At 61.4% G+C, this 16,253-nt stretch carries 20 protein-coding genes and 1 tRNA gene; 14 read left to right on the top strand and 7 right to left on the bottom strand.

Annotated elements, in window-relative coordinates; translation table 11 throughout:
- Window positions 1-16: 16 nt before the first annotated feature.
- The 5 genes from bamC to AC07VG_RS07490 all read left to right on the top strand — a co-directional run bounded on the left by bamC (window position 17) and on the right by AC07VG_RS07490 (window position 4,584).
- On the top strand, window positions 17-1,120 hold the full coding sequence (gene bamC, locus AC07VG_RS07510; protein ID WP_494999654.1) for an NlpB/DapX family lipoprotein: 1,104 nt from the start codon (window positions 17-19) through the stop codon (window positions 1,118-1,120).
- A 4-nt stretch (window positions 1,121-1,124) separates the two neighbouring features.
- Window positions 1,125-1,925 carry an MBL fold metallo-hydrolase gene (locus AC07VG_RS07505; RefSeq protein WP_177099987.1) on the top strand — a complete coding sequence of 267 codons (801 nt, stop codon included), beginning with the start codon at window positions 1,125-1,127 and terminating at the stop codon, window positions 1,923-1,925.
- Entirely contained in the window at window positions 1,912-2,622 is a 711-nt protein-coding gene (purC, locus tag AC07VG_RS07500) for a phosphoribosylaminoimidazolesuccinocarboxamide synthase (protein WP_248745063.1), read from the top strand. Before AC07VG_RS07505 ends, purC begins: the two co-directional genes overlap by 14 nt.
- Before the next feature lie 84 nt (window positions 2,623-2,706).
- Window positions 2,707-2,796, top strand: a tRNA-Ser gene (locus AC07VG_RS07495).
- 867 nt (window positions 2,797-3,663) lie between these two features.
- Window positions 3,664-4,584 carry a LysR family transcriptional regulator gene (locus tag AC07VG_RS07490; protein WP_494999655.1) on the top strand — a complete coding sequence of 307 codons (921 nt, stop codon included), beginning with the start codon at window positions 3,664-3,666 and terminating at the stop codon, window positions 4,582-4,584.
- A 34-nt stretch (window positions 4,585-4,618) separates the two neighbouring features.
- On the opposite strand, the gene AC07VG_RS07485 is transcribed toward AC07VG_RS07490, so the two are convergent.
- Both AC07VG_RS07485 and AC07VG_RS07480 read right to left on the bottom strand, forming a co-directional pair.
- On the bottom strand, window positions 4,619-4,900 hold the full coding sequence (locus tag AC07VG_RS07485) for an addiction module antidote protein (RefSeq protein ID WP_100938869.1): 282 nt from the start codon (window positions 4,898-4,900) through the stop codon (window positions 4,619-4,621).
- Complete coding sequence (locus AC07VG_RS07480; RefSeq protein WP_494999656.1) at window positions 4,897-5,118, bottom strand: type II toxin-antitoxin system RelE/ParE family toxin; 222 nt, start codon at window positions 5,116-5,118, stop codon at window positions 4,897-4,899. The genes AC07VG_RS07485 and AC07VG_RS07480 overlap by 4 nt, the downstream gene beginning before the upstream one ends.
- Before the next feature lie 271 nt (window positions 5,119-5,389).
- Here AC07VG_RS07480 and AC07VG_RS07475 point away from each other — a divergent pair, with 271 nt between their 5' ends.
- Window positions 5,390-5,749, top strand: coding sequence for a 5-carboxymethyl-2-hydroxymuconate Delta-isomerase (locus AC07VG_RS07475; protein WP_495020754.1), 360 nt, complete (start codon window positions 5,390-5,392; stop codon window positions 5,747-5,749).
- Between the two features lie 152 nt (window positions 5,750-5,901).
- Here the strand turns inward: AC07VG_RS07475 and cynS are convergent, their stop codons facing one another.
- Together cynS and AC07VG_RS07465 are read right to left on the bottom strand one after the other, a co-directional pair.
- Complete coding sequence (gene cynS / locus AC07VG_RS07470; protein WP_494999658.1) at window positions 5,902-6,372, bottom strand: cyanase; 471 nt, start codon at window positions 6,370-6,372, stop codon at window positions 5,902-5,904.
- Between the two features lie 34 nt (window positions 6,373-6,406).
- Window positions 6,407-7,066, bottom strand: coding sequence for a carbonic anhydrase (locus AC07VG_RS07465; RefSeq protein ID WP_494999659.1), 660 nt, complete (start codon window positions 7,064-7,066; stop codon window positions 6,407-6,409).
- Window positions 7,067-7,177: 111 nt separating this feature from the next.
- Between AC07VG_RS07465 and cynR the strand changes: the two genes are divergently transcribed.
- The 5 genes from cynR (at window position 7,178) to AC07VG_RS07440 (ending at window position 11,579) form a co-directional block, all read left to right on the top strand.
- Window positions 7,178-8,056, top strand: coding sequence for a transcriptional regulator CynR (gene cynR / locus AC07VG_RS07460; protein WP_494999660.1), 879 nt, complete (start codon window positions 7,178-7,180; stop codon window positions 8,054-8,056).
- A 221-nt stretch (window positions 8,057-8,277) separates the two neighbouring features.
- The gene (locus AC07VG_RS07455) at window positions 8,278-8,955 is read left to right on the top strand and encodes a class I SAM-dependent methyltransferase (protein WP_494999661.1); all 678 of its coding nucleotides are present in this window, start codon (window positions 8,278-8,280) and stop codon (window positions 8,953-8,955) included.
- A 141-nt stretch (window positions 8,956-9,096) separates the two neighbouring features.
- Window positions 9,097-10,230, top strand: coding sequence for a ribonuclease D (gene rnd / locus AC07VG_RS07450; RefSeq protein ID WP_494999662.1), 1,134 nt, complete (start codon window positions 9,097-9,099; stop codon window positions 10,228-10,230).
- Window positions 10,227-10,520 (top strand): YcgL domain-containing protein, encoded by a 294-nt coding sequence (locus AC07VG_RS07445; protein ID WP_494999663.1) that lies wholly within the window; start codon window positions 10,227-10,229, stop codon window positions 10,518-10,520. Before rnd ends, AC07VG_RS07445 begins: the two co-directional genes overlap by 4 nt.
- Window positions 10,521-10,646: 126 nt before the next feature.
- A complete protein-coding gene (locus tag AC07VG_RS07440) occupies window positions 10,647-11,579 on the top strand; it encodes a D-2-hydroxyacid dehydrogenase (RefSeq protein WP_494999664.1) in 933 nt (310 codons plus the stop codon).
- 148 nt (window positions 11,580-11,727) lie between these two features.
- Here AC07VG_RS07440 and AC07VG_RS07435 read toward each other — a convergent pair whose 3' ends face one another.
- Window positions 11,728-12,321: a nitroreductase family protein gene (locus AC07VG_RS07435; RefSeq protein ID WP_494999665.1), complete on the bottom strand. Its 594-nt coding sequence runs from the start codon at window positions 12,319-12,321 to the stop codon at window positions 11,728-11,730.
- Window positions 12,322-12,475: 154 nt separating this feature from the next.
- Here AC07VG_RS07435 and AC07VG_RS07430 point away from each other — a divergent pair, with 154 nt between their 5' ends.
- Together AC07VG_RS07430 and AC07VG_RS07425 are read left to right on the top strand one after the other, a co-directional pair.
- Window positions 12,476-12,925 carry a YcgN family cysteine cluster protein gene (locus AC07VG_RS07430; protein WP_494999666.1) on the top strand — a complete coding sequence of 150 codons (450 nt, stop codon included), beginning with the start codon at window positions 12,476-12,478 and terminating at the stop codon, window positions 12,923-12,925.
- A gap of 24 nt (window positions 12,926-12,949) precedes the next feature.
- Window positions 12,950-14,188 (top strand): hypothetical protein, encoded by a 1,239-nt coding sequence (locus AC07VG_RS07425; protein ID WP_495020753.1) that lies wholly within the window; start codon window positions 12,950-12,952, stop codon window positions 14,186-14,188.
- Between the two features lie 131 nt (window positions 14,189-14,319).
- On the opposite strand, the gene AC07VG_RS07420 is transcribed toward AC07VG_RS07425, so the two are convergent.
- Together AC07VG_RS07420 and AC07VG_RS07415 are read right to left on the bottom strand one after the other, a co-directional pair.
- A complete protein-coding gene (locus AC07VG_RS07420) occupies window positions 14,320-14,787 on the bottom strand; it encodes an RNA methyltransferase (RefSeq protein WP_007926908.1) in 468 nt (155 codons plus the stop codon).
- Between the two features lie 48 nt (window positions 14,788-14,835).
- Window positions 14,836-15,543: a glutathione S-transferase family protein gene (locus AC07VG_RS07415; RefSeq protein ID WP_494999668.1), complete on the bottom strand. Its 708-nt coding sequence runs from the start codon at window positions 15,541-15,543 to the stop codon at window positions 14,836-14,838.
- A gap of 125 nt (window positions 15,544-15,668) precedes the next feature.
- Here AC07VG_RS07415 and AC07VG_RS07410 point away from each other — a divergent pair, with 125 nt between their 5' ends.
- Window positions 15,669-16,250 (top strand): TetR/AcrR family transcriptional regulator, encoded by a 582-nt coding sequence (locus AC07VG_RS07410; protein WP_494999669.1) that lies wholly within the window; start codon window positions 15,669-15,671, stop codon window positions 16,248-16,250.
- Window positions 16,251-16,253: the final 3 nt, after the last annotated feature.

Below are 16,253 nucleotides of genomic sequence, written 5' to 3'. Positions count from 1 at the left end.
TGAGGAAATACCCCGCATGAAGCGATTGGCCGGACTTTCTGCACTTGCCTTGATTATCTCCAGCACCAGTGGCTGCGCCTGGCTGTGGGGCCCGGAAGGATATTTCCGCGACCGCGGCAGCGATTACCTGGATTCGAAACAGACACCGGCCATGCAGTTGCCGGCGGATGTCACCACCAGCAAGCGTCTTGACCCCTTGCTGCCGATTCCGCGCAACGTCGCTGACGACACCGCCAAGGGCCCGTACGAAGTGCCGCGTCCGCTGCCTTTGCAGGTCGCGGCCAGCGCCAGCGACTACAGCCTGCAGAAAAGCGGCGATTCGCGTTGGGTAATGGCCCAGCATACCCCGGCCGAAGTCTGGCCAGTGGCCTTGCAGTTCTTCCAGGACAACGGTTTCCGGATCGACGCGCAACGCCCGCAGACCGGTGAGTTCACCACGGCCTGGCAGCGCTCCGATGAGCTCTCGGCGGTGATGGGCAAGCGCCTGGCGGCGGGTGACAACGAAACCCGCGTGCGGGTCCGGATCGAGCCGGGCGTGCAACGCAATACCAGTGAAGTCTATGTGGTCAGTGCCCAGCGCCCGGCCGGCAGCACCGCCAACGTCGATTTCACCCCGCGTTCGGTCAATCTCGGCCTGGATTCGGCGCTGGTCGACGAAATGCTCTCGAGCATGAGTCGCAGCGCCGAGAAGGGCGGTTCGGTGTCGTTGCTGGCCGCGCGTGATTTCGATACCCCAAGCCGTGTCAGCCTGAGCCAGGACGGTAGCGGCAACCCGGTGCTCAACGTCGGTGAAGACCTCGACCGTGCCTGGTCGAGTGTCGGCCGTGCGCTGGAGCAGGGTGAGTGGCGCGTGGAAGACATCAACCGCAGCCTGGGCCTGTACTACATCAACCTGGCGGAAAAAGCCGAGAAGAAGAACGACGAGCCTGGCTTCTTCGGTCGTCTGTTCGGCAGCAAGCCGAGCAAGGAAGAGATCGAAACCCGTGCCGTGCGTTATCAGGTTCGCCTGAGCAAGGTCGGCGACAACGTCCAGGTGACCGTCGAGAAGGACATCAACACCGTGGCACCGGCCGATGTGGCCCGTCGGGTGTTGGGCGTGATTCAAGACAACCTGGGCTGATCCGGTGCGGTTTGCCGTTCTCGGCAGTGGTAGCCAAGGGAACGGCACGCTGATCGCCAGTGAAGACACGCTGATCCTGGTCGATTGTGGTTTCTCGCTGCGGGAAACCGAGCGACGTCTGGCCCGCCTCGGGGTGAGTCCGACGCAGTTGAGCGCGATTCTGGTCACTCACGAACATGCCGACCACGTGCATGGCGTGGGTTTGCTGTCTCGGCGCTACAATCTACCGGTGTATCTGAGCCGTGGCACCTTGCGCGGCTTGCGCAAGCCCATCGAGCCGGCGGGTTTCGTGGCTGGCGGCGAGACCTTGCGGATTGGCGGCTTGAGCATCGAGGTGGTGTCGGTGGCTCACGATGCCCTTGAGCCGACGCAGTACGTATTCAGTGACGGTCGGCGGCGTTTCGGCCTGCTGACCGACCTGGGTTCCTATTGTGGCCGGGTCATGGACAGCTACAGCGGTCTCGATGCCTTGATGATCGAGTCCAACCATTGTCGCGACCTGCTGGGGCGTGGGCATTACCCGGCCTTTCTCAAGCAACGGGTCGGTGGTGAACTGGGACATTTGAACAACCACCAGGCCGCGAGCCTGGTGGCCGAGTTGGGCTGGCAAGACCTGCAACACCTGGTACTGGCCCACCTGAGCAGCAAGAACAACCTGCCGCGGCTGGCCCGGCAATGTTTTGTCGACACCCTTGGGTGCGACCCGGACTGGCTGCAATTGGCCGATCAAGATTCAGGGCTCGACTGGCGACATATCGCCTGGCCCAACAACTTAACAAGCGGAGCCCATCATGGAAAAACGTGAAGAACTCTACCGCGGCAAAGCCAAGTCGGTGTACAAGACCGACGACGCCGACCGTTTGATCCTGCTGTTTCGCAACGACACTTCGGCGTTCGACGGCAAGCGCATCGAACAGCTGGACCGCAAGGGCATGGTGAACAACAAGTTCAACGCCTTCATCATGCAGAAGCTCGAAGCGGCCGGTATTCCGACCCAGTTCGACAAGCTGCTGGGCGACAACGAATGCCTGGTGAAGAAGCTCGACATGATCCCGGTGGAATGCGTGGTGCGTAACTACGCGGCCGGCAGCCTGGTCAAGCGCCTGGGCGTGGAAGAGGGCCTGAAGCTCAATCCCTACACCTTCGAACTGTTCCTCAAGGACGACGCCAAGGGCGACCCGTTCATCAACGAATCCCATGTCGTGGCATTCGGTTGGGGCACTGCCGAGCAATTGGCGAAGATGAAAGAGCTGTCGCTCAAGGTCAACGAAGTGCTGAGCCAGCTGTTCGACGAAGCCGGCTTGCTGCTGGTGGACTTCAAGCTGGAGTTCGGCGTATTCCACGGCCAGATCGTGCTGGGCGACGAGTTCAGCCCGGACGGCTGCCGCCTGTGGGACAAGGAAACACGCAAGAAGATGGACAAGGACCGCTTCCGCCAGGGCCTCGGTGATGTTATCGAAGCCTACGAAGAAGTCGCCAAGCGTCTGGGCGTACCGCTGTAATCGACGCAAGCATCTGATAGCACGTAATTTTTTTGCAATTGGGGCTTCGCTTCCGGCAAAAGTGTTGTTATGATGCGCGCCGTTGGAGAGATGCCAGAGTGGCCGAATGGGACGGATTCGAAATCCGTTGTACCTTCACCGGTACCTAGGGTTCGAATCCCTATCTCTCCGCCATACATAGAAAAGCCCCTGAAGTCGCGAGATTTCAGGGGCTTTTCCGTTTCCGCCAAAGGCTAATCTATACTCACCCTGTCGCCTGAGGGCTGTCGCCAAGCCGTGGGTTATCTTCCGCGATTCATACACGCATGACCGTTACTGACGGTGGATGCGTTTATAGGAATAAACGGAGATAAACCCCATGTCTGCAATTTATGGATTGACCAGGCCGCTTGTCAAAATGGCAATTATCGTTTCAGTGCTCTCTCTTTGGCCGATAGTGGCTTCTGCTGAGCTGCCTGCGGGTATAGGTTTTCAGTGGCTGTGCACCATGAGGTACATAGGTGGTGACGGTCAGCCGAGTCGAGTGATGACTGGGCGTATATTTCAATACACTCACGGTCTGTTCAGCCCGGAAGGTCTTACCCAGGATATTATTGGCCGCAAGGCCGAGGAATATCGGCCGACGGCTGTGCGGATAGCCGGAGAGAAATTCCCCCCGCTTGATGCCTCGGAAAGGGAACGTTCGGTAAGGTGTGTTCTTGACCGCCCCAACGGTCAAGCGCTCCCCAATGAAGAATTCAACTACCACTGCGATATCCCGGGCGCAACCGTGGAGCCTGGGGTTCCCCGGTGCTGAGAAACACTTTGGATGAGTCTGCCGTCATGGCTGGGCACTTAGTCGTTTCGGTGCGGTGCCGTCAAACAAGCCCGGTCCTTGTATCGGGCTTGTTTGTTAATCAGCCAATAGAGGGTAACGACGCTACAATGCTCAGCTATTTCGTGGGTACCGTTGTTTGTCCGCACAACCCGTCCCTTCGTCGTCTGGACACGTCCGTTCTTGCCTTCCTACACTGAGGCGCAATCGAGGAGCTGGGGCCATAGATGAACCGCAACGAACTGCGTAAAGCCGACATCAATCTGATGGTGGTGTTCGAAACACTGATGCTCGAACGCAATGTGACGCGGGTGGCGGAGAAGCTGTTTCTGGGTCAGCCGACCATCAGTTCGGCGCTCAATCGCCTGCGGGCAATGTTCAATGACCCGCTGTTTATCCGCGTCGGGCACCGCATGGAGCCCACTGCGCGGGCCGAGGAGATTATCCTGCACCTGTCGCCGGCGCTGGATTCGCTGTCGAATGCCTTGAGCCTGACCCACGACTTCGACCCGGCCAGCAGCACCATGACCTTTCGCATCGGCCTGTCGGACGATGTCGAGTTCGGCTTGTTGCCGACGCTGCTGCGAGCCTTGCGCCAGGAAGCGCCGAATGTGGTGATCGTGGTTCAGCATGTTGACTACTGGCGCATTCCCGACCTGCTGGCCTCCGGCGATATTACCGTGGGCATCAGCCAGACCCGGGGCCTGCCGGCCAATGCCAAGCGCAAGCTATTGCGTCATATCCAGCCGATGATCCTGCGCGCCGACGCCTCGACGACGCCCTTGACCCTCGATGAGTACTGCGCGCGGCCGCATGTCCTGGTGTCCCACACCGCCAATATCAGCAGCCTGGCCGACGAGTGGCTGGCGGAAATCGGCCGCAAGCGCCATGTGGTGCTCTCGGTGCCGCAATACAGCGCCTTGCCGGCCTTGCTCGCGGGCACCGATCTGGTCGCCAGCCTACCGGATTACACGGCCAAGGCCATGGCCGCGTCGGGACTGCTGTTTGATGAACCGCTGCCGTTCAAGGTGCCCAACCTGGACTTGTCGATGGTCTGGCTCGGTATCGTCGATACCGATCCGGCCGAACGGTGGTTGCGCTCGCGGCTTGAGCATTTCATGAGTGATCGGCAACCCCTGGCGCCTTGATGGTGGCGGTGTGAGGCGCCCTGACGGGGTTGGCTCAGGTGGGCTGCACCACCAGTTCCACGCCCAGGGCGTCAACCAGCTTCAGCAGGGTGTCGTAGCGGGGTTTGGCTCCGGGAGCCAGGGCTTTGTAGAGACTCTCGCGACCCATGCCGGAGTCGCGGGCAACCCGGGTCATGCCACGGGCCTTGGCGACGGCGGCCAGTGCCGCGAGAAATACGTCGGGATTCTTGTCTTTCAGGGCCACGTTGAGCAGCTCGGCAATGGTCGCCTCGTCGCTCAGATAGTCACTGGCTTCAAAGGGTTTCAGCGTGGTCATGTTCGATCACCTCGTTCGATCTCGCTCAGGATCAGCCTGGCGTGTTGGATATCACGTTTTTGCGATGACTTGTCGCCCGCACACAGCAGCAAAATCAGAATCTCACCCCGGCGAGCGAAATAGACGCGATAGCCGGGGCCTGTATGAATACGCATCTCACTCACCCCGTCGGTGACTCTCCTCGTATCCCCCAGGGCACCAAATTGTGCCGAGATCAAGCGGGAGAGAATGCGTGCCTTGGCGATGGGGGGCCTTCAGTCGCCGCAGCCAATGGTCAAACACCTCGGTAGTGATGAGGGTGTGTGTTGGTTTTGAGTGTAGTAGTTCGGATACGATTTTCAAAGTGGCCACGCTATTTTTTTACCTAGACCTCTTTGTATTTGGTCCAGGAGCGGCCATTGCGCCAATGCGTTATCGTTTCATGATCTTTCCCGAAGGCCGCGTGCTATATCTGTGCGCCTTCCCATTCCGCTGTTTCGGAGCCTGCCAATGCCTCACGTTTTCCTGGAGTACACCCCCAACCTGACTGACTTCGACGCCGACAAGGCGTTGTTGCGTATCAACCATGCGCTGGTGGCCTCCGGTCAGTTTGGTGCCGAGTTCGATATCAAGAGCCGGGCCACGCAACTGGGGGCGTTTCGTGTGGGGACGGGGTTGGGCGAGCGGGGGTTTGTGCATGTAAAGCTGGCGCTGTTGAGCGGGCGCTCGGCACAGATCAAGACACAACTTTCCGAGAGCCTGCTGGCGGGATTGAAGGATCTCGGTGACTGGCCGGAAGGTATCGAAGTACAACTGTCGGTGGAAGTGGTGGACCTGGATCGCGAGTCTTACGCCAAGGTGACGCTCTGATCCGGCAGCAAACCCGTTCCTGACAACACCGCAAACCCTGTAGGAGCCGGCTTGCCGGCGATGGCGTGCGCAAGGACGCTGCAAGGCGCAAGGACCTCATCGCCAGCAAGCTGGCTCCTGCAGGTGCGGTGTTTCAGCGGGAAAGACCTTGATCAGAACGGTTTGGTCGGCAGGTATTTGCCATCCAGGGTGATGACCGCGCGTGAACCACCATCCGGGTCCTCGACCTTCTTGATGTCCAGCTTGAAGTTGATGGCACTGATGATGCCGTCGCCGAACTGTTCGTGGACCAGGGCCTTCAGGGTGGTGCCGTAGACCTGGATCATTTCGTAGAAACGATAGATCGTCGGGTCGGTCGGGATGCCGGAGCCAATGCTGCCGCGCAATGGCACGCTTTGCAGCAGGCGGCTGGCGTCCTGGTCCAGGCCGAGCTTTTCACAGACCACGTTGGCGGCGCTGGCCGGCAGCGGGTGCTGGCCGAGCAGGGCGGCGGTGACGAAGGCCAGGCTCAGGCCGGTGCCGTCGGTCAGGTCCTGCCAGGACAGGTTCAGGCGTTGCTTGGCGTCGATGATGGTATCAGCCAGGGCCAGGCGTGGAGCTTGTGCGAATTGGGACTGCAACATGGTGATTTCCTCGTTTTCGTCAGTAGGATTCAGGTCAGGCGACCTGTGAAAATTGTGTCGACAGCGCGCAGGCCTGCGGCTGTTCGGTAAGTGAGACAAAGCGACCGGTGCTGCCGTCGAGGGCGGCGATGGAACCGCTCTCGATGTCGTACACCCAGCCATGCAGGTTCAGCCGACCTTGTTCCAGCGCCAGGGCAACCGAGGGGTGAGTCTTCAGGTTAGCCAACTGGGCGATCACGTTTTCTCGGACCAGGGCGTCCAGCCGGGCCTCGGTCGAGGCATGGTTGCGGGCGGCATTGATGACCTTGGCCGATTCGGCGTGGCGCAGCCAGTTGGCCACCGCCGGTAGGTGGTCGAGGCATTTGCAGGTGGAAATGGCGGTCATCGCACCGCAGTCGGAATGGCCGCAGATCACGATATCGCGCACCCCGAGCACCGCCACCGCATACTCCACCGTGGCCGAGACGCCGCCCGGCTCCGGGCCGTAGGAGGGCACGATGTTGCCGGCATTGCGAATTACGAACAGATCGCCGGGCTCTTGCTGGGTCAGCAGTTCCGGCACCACCCGGCTGTCCGAGCAGGTGACGAACAGGGTGCCGGGGTTCTGGGTGGTTGCCAGTTGCTTGAACAGGGCGCTGCGGGTCGGAAAGGCTTCGCGTTGGAACTTCAGGAATCCGTCGATGATGGCTTGCATGGGGCTTCTCCTTGCGTGTGGCTGATGGGGCAAGGATGGAAGTTTTCAGGCATAGCGTCCAAGACCGGCTTATTATGAAAGCCATAAGTCCTGCCTATAGTTGAGTGCCCGATGCTGCTGCGTCATATCCGTTATCTGCTGGCCGTCGCCGAACAGCGCAATTTCACCCGGGCCGCCGAGGCCTTGCATGTCTCGCAGCCGACGCTGTCCCAGCAGATCAGGCAACTGGAAGAGCGCCTGGGGGCGACGCTGTTCGATCGTTCGGGACGCAGCATCCGCCTGACCGATGCTGGCGAGGCTTATGTGCGGTTTGCCCGCTTGGCCCTGCAGGACCTGGAAGCGGGCAAGCGGGCGATGCACGATGTGCGGGACCTGAGTCGCGGTGGCCTGCGTCTGGCCATGACACCGACCTTTACCGCCTATCTCATCGCGCCGTTGTTGCATCGCTTCAACAGCCTCTATCCGGGCATCACCCTGAGTGTTCAGGAAATGACCCAGGATCGCCTGGAGGCCGCCTTGGCCGAGGACCTGCTGGATATCGGCATTGCCTTTACCGGGATGCACCTGGTGGATATCCAGAGTGAGGTGCTGTTCAGTGAAACCTTGAGCCTGATGGTGGGGGCGAGCCATTCGCAGGCGGCTGACAAGGTTCTCACTGGCCATGATCTGGAGCGGCAGTCGCTGGTCCTGCTCAGCCAGGATTTCGCCACCCGCCAACACATCGACCTCTACTGCCGCCAGCACGGTATCGTGCCGCGTATCGCTGTCGAGGCCAATTCCATCAGTGCGATTGTCGAGCTGGTCCGCCGTGGTCAGTTGGCGACAATCCTGCCCGCGGCCATTGCCCGCGAGCAGCCGGGGCTGGTCGCGCTGGAGCTGACACCGGCGCTACCGCAGCGCACGGTGGCCCTGCTCAGTCGCAAGGGCGCCTGGCGCAGCGCCGCCTGCGAGGCGTTCGCGGCGCTGGTGGGAGAGTGGCGGAGTGTTTAGCCCGTGCGTATGCACGCTTCTTCAAAACTGAATGCAATCGCCTGAACGCCCGGTAACCTGTTGAACAACTTGGGCGGGAATTTTTCACAAAATATTGATGTGCGCCTGACTAAGGTTTGAAACGTTGCCGAGTGGAGCTTTTGGGCTCCCGGCAATCCCTCAAACCGATTCCGTGTGTTCGATCCACCCGACACAGGTTCCCCGTCGAGAGTTCGCGAGTCATGCCTGCGCAACCACCTTCAACCGTTGAGCTTGAACTTGCCCGCCAGCGCGCGCGCGAGCGTGCCCGGGCTCGGCTGGAGCAGGCTCCCGACAGCCTGGTCCGGCGCCTGGGGTTGGCGCGAGAAAAGCAGTGGGTGCGCCAGGCGCTGAAGCTGGCCGGCGAGCCCGGCCTGGTCCTTGACCTGCCCTGCGGTGTCGGGCGTTTCTGGCCGGTACTGGCCGAGCGCGGTAACCGGGTGATCCTCGCAGCCGATCCCTCGCAAGAGATACTGGATCAATGCGCGCTCCATCATCCTGCCGATCTGTTCCAGCGGGTCAGGACCTTTCAGAGCTCGGTGTTTGCCATTGGCTTGCCGGAGAATGCGGTGGACTGCATTTTTTGCATGCCATTGTTCCAGCACCTTGGCGACCGCGAGCACCGGCTGGCGATCCTGCGTGAATTCCATCGGGTCAGCCGCGACACGCTGATCCTCTCGTTATGGATGGACGGCAAAGTCATGGCCTGGCATCGGCGGCGCCAGGCTCAGGCACGCGGCCAGGACTCGCAGCGCATGCTGTTCGGCAAGGCACTGGTCGAAGGCGAGTTTCGCGAGGCCGGTTTCGACATCGTCGGTCACCGCGATTTCTTTCCGGGTTACGCCATGCGACGCCTCTATGTGCTGCGCAAGAACAGCTGATCCTGGCCTGAGCACTTCAAGACCTTGAGTGGGACTATTCTTGTTGCTTAGTCAGTTCTTTCGCTATGGCACTTGCAGAGTGAGTGCTCGCAAAGCCCGGTGGCGAGATATACTGCGTGCCATTCTTCAAGGGAGAGCCGTGTGGCCATCGATATTCACTGGATTCGCGACAACGATAGCCTCGGTCGGCATTGCGCCCAATGGCAACAGCTACCCTTTGTTGCCCTCGACACCGAATTCATGCGGGTCGACACTTTTTATCCGATTGCCGGCCTGATTCAGATCGGTGACGGCGAACGCGCCTACCTGATCGATCCCCTGACCATCGACCAGTGGCAGCCTCTGGCGGCATTGCTCGAAGATTCCGCGGTGGTCAAGGTCGTGCACGCCTGCAGTGAAGACCTCGAAGTGCTGTTGCGCCTGACCGGCAGCCTGCCGGTGCCGCTGTTCGACACCCAGCTCGCCGCCGCGTACCTGAACCTGGGTTTCTCCATGGGCTATTCGCGCCTGGTGCAGGAAGTTCTCGGTATCGAGCTGCCCAAGGGCGAGACCCGTTCGGACTGGTTGCAGCGCCCCCTGTCGGAAACCCAGGTCAGCTACGCCGCCGAAGATGCCGTGCATCTGGCCGAGGTCTACACCCGCGTGCGTCCGAAGCTGTCGGACGACAAGTACGCCTGGGTCCTGGAAGACGGCGCGGAACTGGTGGCCAATCTGCGTCGCGAGGTCGACCCCTACGAGGTTTACCGCGAGGCGAAGCTGGCCTGGAAGCTGTCCCGCGCGCAATTGGTGGTGCTGCGCGAGCTGTGCGCCTGGCGTGAGCGCGAAGCCCGCGCCCGCGATCTGCCACGCAACCGGATCGTCCGTGAACACTCCTTGTGGCCGTTGGCCAAGAGCCAGCCGGACAACCTGGTGGCACTGGCCCGCATCGAGGATATGCACCCGCGTACCGTGCGCCAGGACGGCGAGTTCCTGCTGGAGCTGATCAAGCGGGCCGGCAGTGCGTCGATGGACCAATGGCCGCCGGCGGTGCCCGAGCCGTTGCCGATCGAAGCCTCGGCACTGGTCAAGCGCCTGCGTGCCCTCGGCCAGGCCGAAGCCGAGCGCCTGGACGTCGCGCCGGAGTTGATGTTGCGCAAGAAAACCCTGGAAGCGCTGATCAAGAGTGGCTTCCCCGCTGGACCTTACCAATTGCCCGATTCGCTGCGTGGCTGGCGCCGCGAGTTGATGGGCCAGGCGTTGCTCGACAGCCTGGCGACTGCCGGAGAACAGCCTTGAAACGTATTTGCTCCATCTACAGAAGCCCGCGCCGGAACGAAATGTACCTCTACGTGCTCAAGAGCGATGCCCTTGAGCGTGTTCCGGAGAATCTGCTGCTGGCCTTCGGTAAACCGCACCATGCCTTCGACCTGGTCCTGACACCTGAGCGCACGCTGTCGCGCGAAGATATCCACCAGGTGCTGGAGAACCTCGAGAAGCAGGGCTATCACCTGCAGATGCCGCCGGCCGAAGACGAATACATCGAACATTTGCCCGAAGAACTGTTGCGGCGCAATGATCCGATGTAATGGCTACCCCTGAGTGCTCTGACCGGAGTGCTCGATTCAAATGGACTGTATTTTCTGGCAGTGGCCGATGACGATGGAGCGAACTCCGTCGGCGGCTGCCTGCACTGTTTTTGAAAGGTTTGAACCATGCGCGTTCTGATTGCCGAACACGACCACGCTGTCTATGCCCGCCTACTGGGCCAGGTGGTCCCTGAACTTGAAGTCATGACCAGTGGCGATTCGGCCACGCTGTCGAGCATGGCCGCCGACTGTCCGGTCTGGCTGGGGCAGCCGGATCTACTGGCGACCCTGCTGCGTCAGGGGCACCGACCCCAGTGGCTGCAATCGACCTGGGCCGGTGTTACGCCGCTGCTGGCCGAGGGCTTGCCCCGTGACTATCGCCTGACCCGGGCGGTGGGGATTTTTGGCCAGGTGATGGCTGAGTATGTGCTGACCTATATGCTGGGGCATGAGCGCGAGGTCCTGGCCCGGTTGGTCAGCCAGGTCGAGCGCAAGTGGGATAACCGTGCGGGCCAGAGCCTGGCGGGGCGCAAGGTGTTGATTGTCGGTGCCGGAGATATCGGCCAGAGCGTTGCGCAGTTCCTGCAACCCTTTGGTGTCGAGTTGTATGGCATTGCCAGCACTGCGCGGGAGCAGGCGCCGTTTATCGAGGTGGCGGCGCTCGAAGCGCTGGGTGAGTGGGTCGGCAAGGTGGATTATGTGATCAACCTGTTGCCGAACACGGCCAATACCCATGACTTGTATGACGCGGCGCTGTTCAAGCGCTTCAAACCTACTGGCCTGTTTATCAACGTCGGGCGCGGTGTGGCGGTGGTCGATGCGGACCTGGTGGAAGCCTTGAAGGAAGGGCATCTGGCGGGGGCGGTGATCGATGTCTGCCGGCAGGAGCCGTTGCCACAGCGTCATCCATTCTGGACGGCCTGGGGGCTGTTGTTGACCGGCCACAGTTCGGCACCGACGTCGCCAGCGATGATGGTGCAGCTGTTTGTCGAGAACCTGCGGGCCTATCAGGCCGGGGAAGCGTTGCGCGGGGAAGTGGATTTCGAACGCGGCTATTGAGTCGGGCGAGATCGTTGTGGGAGCGGAGCTTGCCCGCGAATGGGACACTGCGGTTTGTCAGGAAAACCGCGGCGCGCCCTTCGCGGGCAAGCTCCGCTCCCACAGTAGGGGCTGTTCATTTTCTTTGTGACAGTGAACAGCCTCTGGGTTACAGGCTGAAATCACCCTCGGCCACCAGCGCGCTCAGCGGCTGGCGTGGGCTCGGGGTTTCACGGGCCTGCAGGTAATCCGGCAGACTGGCCTTGTCGCCCAGCTTGCCGATGGCCACTGCCGCATGTAGTGCATAACCTTCTGGAATCTTCAGCTCGCGGCGGGTCAGTTCCTGATCGAAGCCGGCCATGCCGTGGCTGTGCCAGCCGCTGTTGCTGGCTTGCAGCGCCAGGTGGCCCCAGGCCGAGCCGGTGTCAAAGGTGTGCCACAAAGCCGGGGTTTCTTCGCTGGCACCGGGAGCGGTGAAGCTGGTTTTCGAAATCACGATCACCAGGGCCGAGGCGTGCTGCGCCCAACCACGGTTGAATTCGTTCAGCAAGCCAAGGAAGCGTTCCCAGTTCGGCGTATCACGACGGGCATAGAGAAAGCGCCAGGGTTGCGAGTTATAGGCCGAAGGTGCCCAGCGGGCCGCTTCGAAAAAGCTCAACAGGGTTTGTTCCGGGATGCTCTCGCCGGTAAAGGCGCGCGGCGACCAGCGCTGGGTGAACTGGGGATCGATCGGGTGATCGGCGATGCGTGGGTTGCTGCTCATGGCGCGGTCCTGACTGGGGAAATTAGCGAGAAAGCTACTGCGCCGCAGGCGGTCTGACAAGTCTTGTTCAACCGACAGTCGCCGACGCTTGGCCGCAACGGCGCGGGGCACTAGACTGGCGGCCTTTTCACTCCCCGATGCAGATGTCTGAACCATGGCCGCGAAAGTCGAACCCTTCTGGATACGCAAGACCCTCGAGCAACTCGATCAGGAGGAGTGGGAGTCGCTGTGCGACGGTTGTGGCCTGTGCTGTCTGCAAAAGCTCGAGGACGAAGACGACAACAGCGTGTATTACACACGCATTGCCTGCAAACTCCTGGACCTGAAAACCTGCCAGTGCACCGACTACGCCAAGCGTCGCGACACGGTGCCGGACTGCATCCAGCTCACCCCGGGCCAGGCCGACCAGTTCAAATGGTTGCCGCCGACCTGCGGCTATCGCCTGGTCAGCGAAGGCAAGGACCTGCCGCTTTGGCATCATCTGGTTTGCGGTGACCGCGATGCGGTGCACCACGAGCGGATTTCCCAGTCCGGGCGCATGCTCGCCGAAGGCAGCGTGCCGGAAGAGGACTGGGAAGATCATCTGATTTTCCGCGCCGGCTGATTTCCGCAAATCCCAAGGAGCTCCATGTCGTTACGTTGCAGGCTGCCGGTGTTCCTGTTGCTGATGTTGTTCAGCGGCCTGGGTTGGGCCGGAAAGAAGGTCGACCTGGACTATCAGGTGCGCCTGTTGCCCCAGAGCGAGCAGGCCGAGGTGCGTCTGACCCTGGCCCAGGGTTCGGCGGTGCGCAGCCTGGATTTCGATCTCGGCAGCCAGGGTTATTACAGTGACTTCATGGCCGACGGGCAATGGCAGCTGAGCCCCGGCTCGACGCCGGACAGCCGCCGCGGTGTCTGGCGCCCGGCGCCGGGAAAGGCCAGCCTGAGCTATCGGGTCAGCCTCAACCATCCTCGCGGCAACGGCACGTTCGAGACCCGCATGACGCCGACCTGGGCGCTGTTGCGTGGCGAGGACCTGGTGCCGCCGGCCCATCTGGATCAGCAGGATGGCACTGACCTGGTCTCGCGCCTGGCATTCGAATTACCCACCGGTTGGAAAAGTGTCGAGACGGCCTGGCCGCGCATCGGCAAGCAGCGCTTTCGTATCGACAACGTCTCACGCCTGTTCGACCGGCCTGTGGGATGGATACTGGCCGGCGACCTGGGCAGCCGGCGGACCCGCTTGGGTGAAACCTATGTCACGGTCACGGCGCCTCGGGGCGAGGGTATGCGGCGCATGGATGTGCTGACGCTGCTGACGTTCGTCTGGCCCAAGCTGCAGGAAGTGTTTCCGCGTAATCCCGGCAAATTGCTGGTGGTCGGTGCTGCTGAGTCGATGGCCCATGGCAGCCGGGCGGCACGGGATTCGATCTACCTGCACAGTACCGCCCCACTGATCGGCGAGTCCGGGGAAAGTGCCCTGGTGCGCGAACTGGTTCACGTGTTCGGGCGGATCAATGACCGCCAGCGCAGTGACTGGATTGGCGAAGGCCTGGCGCAGTACTACGCGATCGAATTGCTGCGGCGCGCCGGCGGCATGAGCGAGGAGCGCTACGAGGCGTTGCAGGTGCACTTGACCCGGGTCAGTGGCAAGGTCAGCACATTGCGAGGTGAGCAGGTGGATAGGGCGACGGTGGCACGGGCGGTGTTGCTGTTGCAGGCGCTGGACCGCGAGATTCGCCAGCAGACCCATGGCAAGCGTTCCCTGGACGATGTCAGCCGGGCGGCGATGCGCCTGGATACCGTCAGCACCGAGGAATTTATCCAGCTATGCGAGAGCGTGATGGCTGAGCCGTCGAAGGTGCTGGCGAGCAATCTGCTGAAGTAAGGGGCGTCTGTCAGGCCGCCATCGCCAGCAAGCTGGCTCCCACAGTATTTCGCCGTACTCCAATCTATCGTACGGCATCACACCTGTGGGAGCCGGCTTGCTGGCGATGCGATCTTGCCGGCGCTGCAAGACTAGAATTTTGGACCGGAACGGGTGTTATTACCCTTGGCCAGGCGATCGTAGAGCACCACGTTGACCGTTGCCGCCAGGTTCATGCAGCCGGTGGTCGGGATATACACCACGTCCTCGCACCAGTCGCGGATGTCCTTGTCCAGCGAGCCATCTTCCGGACCGAAGATATACAGCGCTCGATCCGGGTGAGTGTATTCGGGCAACGAGCGCGCACCCTCCACCAGTTCGACGGCCACCGGCACGCAGCCCAGGGGCAGGATTTTCTTCAGGTCGTCGATGCCGATCAGCGGAATGTCCTGGTGGACTTTTTTGGTGTCGGTGACGAAGTCCCGCGCCCGCTCGTAGCGCTTGCCGGTGTAGAACACCGAGGCCACGCCGTAGCAGCCAGCCGCACGCATCACCGAGCCGACGTTCTCCGGTGACTTGGGGTTATACAAACCAATGCAGCTGTACCTTTTGTTTGCCACGAGCCGGGTGCCTTCCAGGAAAAAGACGCGATTATACCGGCATCTCCGTCAGCTCGTGGTGTCGGGATAGTTCGAAGGGAACAGCGCGCGGCGGGTTTGCTCGTCGTTGACCTGCTTGAAGGCGTGGCTCTTGCCCACTTGACGGGCGCGGACCACGGCCGGACGCGCGTCGATGCGCTGGAACCAGGCCGACAGGTGGGGGTAGGCGGCCAATGGCGATTCTTCGCCTTTCATTACACGCGCAGCCCGGTCGATCCAGCCCCAGGCCGAGATATCGGCAATCGTATAGCTGTCGCCGACGATATAGCTGCGCCCGGCCAGATGCCGGTCCAGTACCCGGTAGTGCCGCTCGGCTTCACGGCGATAGCGGTTGATTGCGTAGGGAAGGCTTTCCGGGGCCGAATGCTGGAAGTGCACCGCCTGACCGGAAAATGGCCCCAGGCCCGTGCCGATAAACATCAGCCACGACAACAGTTCGCCCCGATCGCCGGGCTCGCCGCCGAGCAGCCCGGTCTTTTCACTCAGGTACAGCAGGATCGCGTTCGAGTCGAACACTCGGACTTCGCGACCGTCCGCGCCCTCGGTATCGAGGATCGCCGGAACCTTGCCGTTGGGATTGATCGCCAGGAACTCCGGGCTGTGCTGTTCGCCCTTGCTGGTATCGACCGGAACCAGTTCATAGGGCAGCGCCGCTTCTTCAAGAAACAGGGCGACTTTGGCCGGATTGGGCGTCGGGTGGAAAAAGAAACGGATCATGTCGAAAGGTCCTGGCTGATGTTTTGGATCGAGTGTTATAAAATAGGCCAAGCCCGGTGGCGTGGCAATTCTCGTTTGTTTCAAGGAGTATCGCCGCCACTTCAATTTGAAACCCAGTGTGAGTTATGGCGCGACCCAGAGAATTTGACGAGGCCAGTGCAGTAGAGGCGGCGATCCGCTGCTTCTGGGCGCGCGGCTACGAGGCCACTTCCGTTCGGGATCTGGCGCTGGCCATGGGGATCACCGGGGCCAGCCTGTACAACGCTTTCGGTGGCAAGCGCGCACTCTTCGGCCTGGCCCTCGATCACTACATCAAGCGCGGCTTCTGCGAACGCTCCACGCGCCTGGAGCAGCAGTTGCCCCCCCGCGAAGCCATCCTGACGTTCTTCAACGAGATCATCGAACTGTCGCTGGGCGACCCTGAGCACAAGGGCTGCTTTATCGTCAACGCGGCCCTTGAGATGGCGCCCCACGATCCGGAGTTCAAGGCGGTATTGGCCACGGTCCAAGAGGGGATGGAGGGGTTTTTCCGGCGCTGTATCAGTGCCGGCCAGGTCCAGGGCAGTATCGATGCCTCGCAGTCGGCGGACGATCTGGCGCGCCTGTGCCTGGGGGTGTTGATGGGGCTGCGGGTGCTGGCCCGTTCAAGGCCTGAACGGGAATTGTTGGAAGGGCTGGTACGACCCGTCTTTGGGTTGTTGAAATAGTCT

The organism is Pseudomonas sp. GW821-FHT03C07 (assembly GCF_059420925.1).
Note: the sequence above shows the minus strand (reverse complement) of the source record. Positions and strands in the feature narration are given on the sequence as shown.